This window comes from Ferrovibrio sp. (assembly GCF_002796975.1).
Lineage (GTDB): Bacteria > Pseudomonadota > Alphaproteobacteria > Ferrovibrionales > Ferrovibrionaceae > Ferrovibrio.
The window spans coordinates 183,342-192,587 of sequence record NZ_PEKV01000002.1 but is presented as its reverse complement, the minus strand read 5'-3'; the positions used below and the strand labels follow the sequence as shown (position 1 = coordinate 192,587).

Below are 9,246 nucleotides of genomic sequence, written 5' to 3'. Positions count from 1 at the left end.
GGCGATGCCCGTGCCGTGGCGCTGTGGCTGTTCACTGTCGCCGGTCTCGTGGCGCTGATGGTGGTGATCGGCGGATTGACCCGCCTGACCGAGTCCGGCCTGTCGATGGTGGAATGGAAACCGGTCACCGGCTGGCTGCCGCCGCTGTCGGAAGCGGCCTGGGCAGCGGAATTCGAGAAGTACAAGCAGTTTCCTGAATACCAGAAGATCAATATCGGGATGACGCTGGAGGGATTCAAAAACATCTTTTGGCTGGAATTCGTCCATCGCCTGCTTGGCCGCCTGATCGGTGTCGCCTTCGCGCTGCCGATGATCGGCTTCTGGATTGCGGGCCGTATTCCTGCCGGCATGAAGCCGCATCTGATCGCGATGTTCCTGCTCGGTGGCTGCCAGGGCGCGCTCGGCTGGTTCATGGTGGCCAGCGGCCTGGTCGATCACCCCGATGTCAGCCACTACCGCCTCACGGCACATCTTGGGCTGGCCTTCTTCATCTTCGCCTATCTGCTCTGGGGTGGGTTGTCGCTGGCGCGTCATGGCCGCATGGTTTCAGGTCGCGGGGGTGGTTTGGCTGCGGCGCTGGTCGGGCTGGTTTTCCTGCAGGTGCTGTCGGGCGGTCTGGTCGCCGGCATGAATGCCGGGCTGGCCTACAACACCTGGCCGCTGATGGAAGGCGCCTTCGTTCCCGAAGGCCTGCTGATCGCCGATCCCTGGTGGATCAACTTTTTTGAGACTGCGATGACGGTGCAGTTCCAGCATCGCATGCTGGCTTACTGTGTCTTCGTGCTGGCGGTCGTCACTGTGGTGTTACTGAAGGGCCGCGCGGCCACCGGTCTGCGCCACGGCCTGCTAACGGCCGTGCTGGTGCAACTTGGTCTTGGCATCGCCACGCTGCTGGCGCATGTGCCGGTGGCGCTGGGCACGCTGCATCAGGCGGGTGCGGTGGTGGTGCTGGGCATGTCCGTCGCGCTGTGGCATGACCGGGCTCTGCAGGCCAATGACTGAGATCGTCCTGCTCTACTGCACGACCGCCAGTGTTGCCGAAGCCGAGGCGATTGCGCAGAAGGTGGTGGGCGAACGGCTGGCCGCCTGCGCCAACATTATCCCCGGCATGCGGTCGGTTTATTGGTGGCAGGGCAAACTGGAGCAGGGCGAGGAAGCCGTGCTGATCCTGAAAACCCGCACCGACCTGGTCGAGGCCGTCACCGCAGCGGTGAAGGCGGCGCATAGCTACAGCACCCCCTGCGTGCTGCCGCTGTCCATAGGGCAGGGCGGCAATCCCGATTACGTCGCCTGGCTGCTGGCTGAAACAACGGGCTAAGCCCTCGAACGGTCACAGGCTCTGGCGCACCGGCCCCAGTATCTTCCCGGTGAGTTGGTTTTGCTGGAGTCTAGTCAAATGGACCGCGTCCTTGCCCCGTTGCTGACCGGCCGGTCTTTTCTCCTGTTCATGGCGCTGGCGACACTTGGTCCGGTGCTGCTGGCCGCGTCGCATCTGGCCATGCCTGGCAACGTCGGCCTGGCCGGCAGCAGTGCGCTGCGTGTGCTGGAGCTGCTGGCCGCGCCGCATGTCTTTACGACGCTTTACCTGCTGGTCGATGCACGCGAACTGGTCGGCGTCCCGCGGCCGCTGCTGACTCTGCTCGTCGTCCCGCTGCTGCTGATGGCTGCCACGGCCGCAGTTCTGGTGGCGTCGCCACTGTGGATGGTGACGGCGTTCATGCTGTTTTACACCTTCTTCGGCATGTGGCATTTCGGCCGGCAGAATTTCGGCGTGGTTGCCTTCGCGACCCGCATCTCCTACCGCCGGCCGATGGCGCGGTTGGAGCGCCATGCGCTTAATGCGGGGAACATCGCGGGCCTGCTCGCGGGTTATCACATCTTCGCGCCGGTGATGTTTACGCTGAATCGGCAAACCTGGCCGCTTGATCTCAGCGAGATCGATCCGGTCTTTTCGCTGCTGCGCTACGGCGGGCTGGTGATCTATGCGGTGCTGATCCCGTTCACCGTTTACTATCTGATCGCCAACTGGCGTCGGCATGAGCCCTTTGCGCTGGTGATCTTCCTCGGCTGCGTCTTCTTCTTCCTGCCGACTTACCTTTCTACCGATCCGCTGCTGGTGCTGGTGGCCTGGGCAGTGGCGCATGGGTTGCAGTATGTGCTGATCCTTGGTCTGCATGCCGCCGGTCGCGCCACCGGCCGGGCCGAGCGCTTTTCCGTCTGGCCGCTGCTGCTGTTCACCCTGGTGGTGATCGGTGGCGTGGTGCTCTGGCGGTTCAGCGGGCGCGTGCAGCTGGATGGCGACGATACCGAGGTGCGGGTCGCGGTGTCTGCGGTCGTCGCGATCACGCTGGCGCATTACTGGGTCGAGCGCTATCTGTGGAAGTTCAGCAGCCCGGAACGCCGCGCCTGGCTGGAACAGAGCTTCCGTTTCCTTTCCCCACCGAAGACGGTGCAATGATGGATCGCTTCTGGATCGCCTTTGCTGCCCTGGCCGGTGCCGTCGGTGCGCTGGGCGATGCCGTCATCCGCCACCTGGTGAGCGATCCGGAGCAGATCGAATTCGGCATCACGGCGGCGCGCTACGGTATGATCCATGCGCTTGCCCTGCTGGGCGTCGCGCTGCTGTGGAACCGCGACGACTACTACGCGCCGGGATTTTGGCTCCCGGCGGCAGGCTGGTGCTTCGTCGTCGGGCAATTGCTGTTCAGCGGCTCGCTCTATGCTTTTGCCTTCGGCATTGCACCTGGCTGGGCGGGACTGGTGACCAAGCCCGGACTGGGCTTTTTCGTTCTGGGCTGGCTGGCGCTGTTCCTGCACGCGGTGTTTTCCCGTCGGCAACAATGAACCCAGCAATAATGTAGGGGGGCATTTTAGGGGCTTGCTCCGTGGGCTGACGGGCGTAGGCTGGCGGCAATCCTAGCCGCCCGAGTCCGCAAAAAAATGTCCCGCTCCTCCGGTTTCCTGACGCTGGTCTTTTCCAGCCTGGCCCATACCTATTCCCATCTTTTCACGCTGCTCTATGCCACCGTGGTGCTGGTACTCGAACGCGAATGGGGCATGGGTTATGACACGCTGTTCGCGCTCTCCATTCCGATGAGCGTGCTGTTCGGCGCCGCAGCCCTGCCGGCCGGCTGGATGGGCGACAAGTGGAGCGCCTCGGGCATGATGTCGCTATTCTTCCTTGGCGTCGGCCTCTGCTCGATCGCGACCGGCATGGCCGATACGCCGCTGACCATCTGCCTTGGCCTTGCTGGTATCGGAGTCTTCGCGGCGATTTATCATCCGGTCGGGATTCCCTGGCTGGTGCGCAATGCCGTCAACCGCGGCCGCGCGCTCGGCATCAACGGCGTGTTCGGCTCCATCGGCACGGCAGCCGCGGCCCTCGTGGCCGGCTTCCTGGCCGACCTCTATGGCTGGCGCACGGCCTTCATTCTGCCGGGCGCGGTCTGCCTGATCACCGGTGTGGCTTTCCTCTGGGCACGACAGACCGACCGGCTGCTGGATCGCGGCGAGGATGCCGTGCCGACGCCGGCGCCGGGCAAGAGCGACATCTGGCGCGTCTTCTGGGTGATGTCGGCCACCATGCTCTGCACCGGGCTGATCTTCCAGGCGACGGCCTTTGCCTTGCCCAAGATTTTCGATACCCGCCTGTCGGACTGGTTCAACGACAGCATGCTCGGCATCGGCGGCATGGTCACCATTGTTTACACCTGCTCGGCACTGTCACAGCTCGTTGGCGGTGAACTGGCCGACCGCTATGCGCTGCGCAGCGTCTATGCCGCAGTGCAATGGCTGCAGATTCCGGTGATCATCATTGCCATGATGCTGATCCATCCGGCGCTGGTGCCGGTGGCGGCGCTGATGGTCAGCCTGAATGTGGCGGGGCAGGCGGCGGAGAATTCCCTGCTGGCGAAATACACGCCGCCGCAATGGCGCGGTCGAGCCTTTGGAGGGAAATTCGTGCTGACGCTCGGCGTGTCTTCGCTGGGCGTGGCCGTAATCCCGGTGATCTACCGCATGACCGGCACGCTGGACGTGCTGTTCATCCTGCTGGCGGTGGCTGCGGCTGGGGCAGGGGTATTTGCACTGCTGCTGCCACGTGACAGGGCAACCGACCCGCAGGCGACGGCAGCACCAGCGGCAGCAGAGTAATCACACCGCGCTCAGTGTACCGCGATCGTCAGGCCGCATTGAGTGCCCCATCCAGGTCTTTAATCAGGTCGGTCACGTCCTCAATGCCGATGGAGAGCCGGATCACGTCGTCGCCGGAGCCGGCAGCGGCGCGCTGTTCCGGTGTCAGCTGGCGATGCGTGGTGGAGGCCGGGTGGATCACCAGGCTGCGCGTGTCGCCAACATTGGCGAGATGCGAGAAGATCTGCACGGCATCGACGAATTTGAGCCCGGCGTCGTAGCCGCCCTTCAGGCCGAAGGTGAAGGTCGAGCCGGCACCCTTGGGCAGGTATTTCTGCGCCAGCGCATAGTGCTTGTCGCCGAGCAGGCCGGCATAATTCACCCAGGCCACCTGCGGATGCTTCGACAGGAATTCGGCAACGGCCTGCGCATTGTCGCAATGCTTGCGCATGCGAAGGCTTAGCGTCTCCATACCGGTCAGGATCATGAAGGCGTTGAACGGCGAGATCGCCGGACCCAGATCGCGCAAGCTGATGACACGGCAGGCCACCGCAAAGGCCATATCACCGAAAGTCTCCCAGAAGGTGAGGCCGTGATAAGCCGGCGACGGCTTCGACAGATGCGGGAACTTGTCGTTCTGGCCCCAGTCAAACTTGCCGGAATCGACAATCACACCGCCCATCGAATTGCCATGGCCGCCCAGGAATTTGGTGGCGGAATGCAGCACGATATCGGCGCCATGCTCGATGGGGCGGCAGAGATAGGGCGAGGCCATGGTGTTGTCGATGATCAGCGGAATGCCGGCTTCATGCGCGATCTCGGCCAGCGCCGTGATGTCGACAATCACGCCGCCGGGATTGGACAGGCTCTCGGCATAGATCGCCTTGGTCTTCGGCGTGATCGCCGTGCGGAAACCGTCGAGGTCGTCCGGATCGACAAAGGTCGTGTGCCAGTCGAAGCGTTTGAAGCTGACACCAAGCTGGGTGATCGAGCCGCCGTAGAGCTTGCTAGAGGCGACGATATGATCGCCCGGGCTCATCAGCATATGGAAGGCAACGGCCTGCGACGCATGTCCGCTGGCCACTGCCGTGGCAGCGCGACCGTTTTCGAGTGCCGCAACCTTCTGCTCCAGTACCGCCGTGGTCGGATTGGTCAGGCGGGTATAAATGTTGCCGAAACTCTGCAGGTTGAACAGTGACGCGGCCTGGTCGGCATCCTCGAACACAAAGGCCGTGGTCTGGTAGATCGGCGTCGAGCGCGCGCCGGTGACGGGATCGGGCGCGGTGCCGGCATGGACCTGCAGCGTGTCGAAGCCATAAGGCGAGGTGTTTTCTGCCGTGCGGTTCTTATTCTCAGTCATAACTCTAAATCCTACGCTGACGCTTCGAACTGACGACGCGGGTATTAACGCCCATCCAGCCGATCTCCCGGCTGAGCCGGCCATATTCGATCTTGGGGCAGCGGTTCATCACCACGCTCAGGCCGGCGGTTTCGGCCTTCTGCGCGGCGGCCTCGTTACGCACGCCCAACTGCATCCACAACACCTTGGCGCCGACCTTGATGGCCTCGTCGGCGAGCGGCGGGATGGCGTCGGAATTGCGGAAGCAGTCGACCATATCGACCTTCACCGGAATCTCGCTGACGCTGGCGTAGACCTTCTCGCCGAGTATTTCCTTGCCGGCTTCCTTCGGGTTGACCGGGATGACGCGGTAGCCCTTTTGCTGCAGGTACTTCATGGCGAAATAGGACGGGCGGTTCCAGTTGGCGCTGGCCCCGGCCATGGCGATGGCATTCACCTTGCGCAGGATGCTGCGGATATACTCGTCGTCGTAATTGTCGTGATCGATCTTTTCCATCACAGCAGTCATTTCAGCGGCCTTCCCAGCTCGGGTCGCGCTTCTCGATGAAGGCGTCGATACCTTCCTCGGCATCGCGCGCCAGCATGTTTTCCGTCATCACCCGGCTGGCATAGTCGTAGGCCTGCGCCAGCGGCATCTCGATCTGGCGGTAGAACGCCTCCTTGCCGATCTTCACGGTCAGCGGCGACTTGGCGGCGATCTGCTGTGCCAGCGCCAGTGCGGCATCGGCCAGACCGGCTTCGGGTACCACACGATTGATCAGGCCGATGTCCGCCGCCCGGGCCGCCGGCAGCAGGTCGCCGGTCAACAGCATCTCCATCGCATGCTTGCGCGACACGTTGCGCGACAGTGCCACCATCGGAGTCGAGCAGAACAGTCCGATATTGACGCCGGGCGTCGCAAAACGCGCAGTGTCGGCCGCCACAGCCAGATCGCAGCTCGCCACCAGCTGGCAGCCGGCCGCAGAGGCCACACCGTGCACCTGGGCAATGACCGGCTGGGGCAGGGCAACCACCGACTGCATCAGCATCGAGCACTGCCGAAACAGGGCCTCATATTGCTGGCGGCCGGGATTAGCCCGAACTTCCTTCAGGTCGTGGCCGGCGCAGAAGCCAGGACCGTTGGCGGCGATAATCACCGCTTTGACACCGTTCCGTTCGGCCTTGATGGCGTCGAGTTCGGCCTGCAGCGCCGTCATCAGCCCGGTGGACAGGCTGTTATAGGCCTTGGGCCGATTCAGGGTCAGGCGAACGATGCCGGCGGCAGGCTGGCTGCGCAGGACCGGGGTATCGGCAGGCGTGAGATCGGGTGCGGCAGACACGGGCCTCTCCGGGTATTTCGGTAACGGACTGCGGTCATGATAGGGTTTGGGCCCCTGTAGGGAAAGCGGCCGGAACCGGCGCCGCCGCGCCCCGTTTGGGGTCGCATTTCTGCCCCATTATCGGGCCAAGAAAGGCGGCCATAAGTCAGGTTGGGGCGCTTCGCCCCAGTTGCACGAGACCGGGCCGGCGGCGTAAAACCGCGCAGTGGCCTGGGCCCGAATCGCCCATGTCGAACAACAAGAAAGTGCCTGTCGCATGATTCGTCCGATCCGCAAAGCTGTGTTCCCCGTCGGTGGTCTCGGTACCCGCTTTCTGCCGGCCACCAAGGCAATGCCGAAGGAAATGCTGCCGGTCGTCGACAAGCCGCTGATCCAGTATGCCGTGGAAGAGGCGCAGGCCGCGGGCATCGAGGAATTCATTTTTGTCACCGGCCGCGGCAAGCAGGCGATCGAGGATCACTTCGACCGCTCCTACGAGCTGGAAGATGTGCTCAAGGAGCGCAGCAAGAACGACATGCTGGAGCTGATCAACAGCTGGATGCCCAAGGCCGGTGCTGTGTCCTACACGCGCCAGATGGAACCGATGGGGCTCGGCCATGCCGTGCGCTGCGCCAAGTCGCTGGTCGGCGATGAGCCGTTTGCCGTGCTGCTGGCGGACGATCTGATCCTGTCCAAAAAAGGCTGCCTGGCCGAGATGGTCGAGGCCTACAACAAGGTGGGCGGCAACATGATTGCCGCCATGGATGTGCCGCATGAGCACACCAAGCGCTATGGTATCGTTTCGCCGGGCAAGGACAGCGACAAGCTTGTCGAGGTGAAGGGCCTGGTGGAGAAGCCGAGCCCGGACAAGGCGCCGTCGCGCACTGCCGTGATCGGCCGTTACATCGTGCAGCCCTCGGTCTTCGATCATCTCGACAAGGTGCAGCGTGGCGCTGGTGGCGAGATCCAGCTGACCGATGCCCTGGCGCGCATGATCAGCGAAGTGCCATTCCATGGCCTGCGCTTCAGCGGCACGCGTTATGATTGCGGCGANNGCGGCCGAGATCGTCCGCGAGGTTTACAAGACGCTTTAAGCACGGCGATGTCGCCCGCTTATTGCGGAACTGGGGGTAGAGAATGCGCGTAGCGATGATCGGTACCGGCTATGTCGGCCTGGTATCCGGAACCTGTTTCTCCGAATTCGGCCACACCGTCACCTGCGTGGACAAGAATCCCGACCGCATCAACAGCCTGCTGCGCGGCGAGATTCCCATTTTCGAGCCGGGTCTGGAAGATCTGGTGGCGCGCAACGTCAAGGCTGGTCGGCTGTCCTTCACCATGGATATCAAGGCTGCGGTGTCCAATGCCGATGCAGTGTTCATTGGCGTCGGAACGCCGTCGCGTCGTGGCGATGGTGAAGCCGACCTGTCGTATGTCTATGCGGCCGCCAAGGAAATTGCCGAGGCGCTGACGCATTACACGCTCATCGTGACCAAGTCGACCGTGCCGGTCGGTACCGGCCGCGAAGTGGAACGCATCGTCCGCGAAACCCGGCCCGACGCCGAATTCGAGGTTGCTTCCAATCCGGAATTCCTGCGCGAAGGCGCGGCGATTGAGGATTTCATGCGCCCCGACCGTGTGGTCTGCGGTGCCGACAGCGACCGGGCCAAGGAGTTGCTGCGCGCGCTGTACCGCCCGCTCTATATCAATGAGACGCCGATCCTGTTCACCACACTGGAGACGGCAGAGCTGATCAAGTATGCCGGCAACGCCTTCCTCGCCACCAAGATCACCTTCATCAACGAAGTTGCCGATCTGTGCGAAAAGGTGAACGTGAACGTGCAGGATGTCGCGCGCGGCATCGGTCTGGATGGCCGTATCGGCGGCAAGTTCCTGCATGCCGGTCCGGGCTATGGCGGTTCCTGCTTCCCGAAGGACACCAATGCGCTGGCTGCGACCGGCCGCAAGTTTGATGCGCCGCTCAGCATTGTCGAAACCGTCATCAACGTGAACGACAGGCGCAAAGGCCGCATGGCCGATAAGGTGGTCGCAGCCTGCGGCGGATCGGTGAAGGGCAAGACCATTGCCGTGTTGGGCCTGACCTTCAAGCCCGAGACCGACGACATGCGCGACAGCCCGAGCCTGGAGATACTGCCGGTGTTGCAGGCGGCCGGCGCCACCGTGCGCGCCTACGATCCGGAAGGCATGCATGAGGCAAAGAAGCTGCTCAAGGACGTGGTCTGGTGCGACGAGGCATATGAGACGGCAACCGGTGCAGACGCACTGGTGATCATCACGGAATGGAACCAGTTCCGTGCGCTCGACTTTGACCGACTCAGGACGCTGTTGCGCCAGCCCGTGCTGGTCGACCTGCGCAATATCTACAAGCCGTCGGAGATGAAGCAGGCCGGCTTCCGTTATTACTCGGTCGGTCGCCCCCCTGTTCAGTAAGCGCCC

Annotated in this window: 10 protein-coding genes; 7 read left to right on the top strand and 3 right to left on the bottom strand. The window is 63.1% G+C overall.

The annotated features are described in order from the left end of the window. The 5 genes from CTR53_RS01610 to CTR53_RS01590 all read left to right on the top strand — a co-directional run. On the top strand, positions 1-1,002 hold a 1,002-nt coding region (locus CTR53_RS01610), incomplete at its 5' end, for a COX15/CtaA family protein (protein ID WP_367158929.1). Then, positions 995-1,318 carry a divalent-cation tolerance protein CutA gene (gene cutA / locus CTR53_RS01605; protein WP_290808812.1) on the top strand — a complete coding sequence of 108 codons (324 nt, stop codon included), beginning with the start codon at positions 995-997 and terminating at the stop codon, positions 1,316-1,318. The genes CTR53_RS01610 and cutA, both read left to right, overlap by 8 nt. A gap of 78 nt (positions 1,319-1,396) precedes the next feature. Then, on the top strand, positions 1,397-2,458 hold the full coding sequence (locus tag CTR53_RS01600; protein ID WP_290808810.1) for a hypothetical protein: 1,062 nt from the start codon (positions 1,397-1,399) through the stop codon (positions 2,456-2,458). Continuing rightward, entirely contained in the window at positions 2,455-2,844 is a 390-nt protein-coding gene (locus CTR53_RS01595; protein ID WP_290808808.1) for a DUF423 domain-containing protein, read from the top strand. Before CTR53_RS01600 ends, CTR53_RS01595 begins: the two co-directional genes overlap by 4 nt. A gap of 96 nt (positions 2,845-2,940) precedes the next feature. Beyond that, complete coding sequence (locus CTR53_RS01590; protein ID WP_290808806.1) at positions 2,941-4,152, top strand: MFS transporter; 1,212 nt, start codon at positions 2,941-2,943, stop codon at positions 4,150-4,152. A gap of 28 nt (positions 4,153-4,180) precedes the next feature. Here the strand turns inward: CTR53_RS01590 and CTR53_RS01585 are convergent, their stop codons facing one another. From CTR53_RS01585 to CTR53_RS01575, 3 genes are read right to left on the bottom strand one after another with little or no spacing between them, the layout of a single operon-like run. After that, complete coding sequence (locus CTR53_RS01585; RefSeq protein WP_290808804.1) at positions 4,181-5,491, bottom strand: O-acetylhomoserine aminocarboxypropyltransferase; 1,311 nt, start codon at positions 5,489-5,491, stop codon at positions 4,181-4,183. Between the two features lie 4 nt (positions 5,492-5,495). Continuing rightward, positions 5,496-5,999, bottom strand: a complete 504-nt coding sequence (locus tag CTR53_RS01580) for a CoA-binding protein (RefSeq protein ID WP_290808802.1) — start codon at positions 5,997-5,999, stop codon at positions 5,496-5,498. 1 nt (position 6,000) lies between these two features. Continuing rightward, positions 6,001-6,768 (bottom strand): enoyl-CoA hydratase, encoded by a 768-nt coding sequence (locus tag CTR53_RS01575; RefSeq protein WP_290808820.1) that lies wholly within the window; start codon positions 6,766-6,768, stop codon positions 6,001-6,003. 298 nt (positions 6,769-7,066) lie between these two features. Here CTR53_RS01575 and galU point away from each other — a divergent pair, with 298 nt between their 5' ends. Both galU and CTR53_RS01565 read left to right on the top strand, forming a co-directional pair. Further along, complete coding sequence (galU, locus tag CTR53_RS01570) at positions 7,067-7,936, top strand: UTP--glucose-1-phosphate uridylyltransferase GalU (RefSeq protein WP_290808800.1); 870 nt, start codon at positions 7,067-7,069, stop codon at positions 7,934-7,936. Then, the gene (locus CTR53_RS01565) at positions 7,927-9,240 is read left to right on the top strand and encodes a UDP-glucose/GDP-mannose dehydrogenase family protein (RefSeq protein WP_290808798.1); all 1,314 of its coding nucleotides are present in this window, start codon (positions 7,927-7,929) and stop codon (positions 9,238-9,240) included. The genes galU and CTR53_RS01565 overlap by 10 nt, the downstream gene beginning before the upstream one ends. Positions 9,241-9,246 lie beyond the last annotated feature (6 nt).

Bases quoted from the DNA above. Each gene is read 5' to 3' on its own strand.
- CTR53_RS01565 (WP_290808798.1), top strand. From the start codon at position 7,927: ATGCGCGTAGCGATGATCGGTACCGGCTATGTCGGCCTGGTATCCGGA.
- cutA (WP_290808812.1), top strand. From the start codon at position 995: ATGACTGAGATCGTCCTGCTCTACTGCACGACCGCCAGTGTTGCCGAA.
- CTR53_RS01595 (WP_290808808.1), top strand. From the start codon at position 2,455: ATGATGGATCGCTTCTGGATCGCCTTTGCTGCCCTGGCCGGTGCCGTC.
- CTR53_RS01590 (WP_290808806.1), top strand. From the start codon at position 2,941: ATGTCCCGCTCCTCCGGTTTCCTGACGCTGGTCTTTTCCAGCCTGGCC.
- CTR53_RS01600 (WP_290808810.1), top strand. From the start codon at position 1,397: ATGGACCGCGTCCTTGCCCCGTTGCTGACCGGCCGGTCTTTTCTCCTG.
- CTR53_RS01580 (WP_290808802.1), bottom strand. From the start codon at position 5,999: ATGACTGCTGTGATGGAAAAGATCGATCACGACAATTACGACGACGAG.
- CTR53_RS01585 (WP_290808804.1), bottom strand. From the start codon at position 5,491: ATGACTGAGAATAAGAACCGCACGGCAGAAAACACCTCGCCTTATGGC.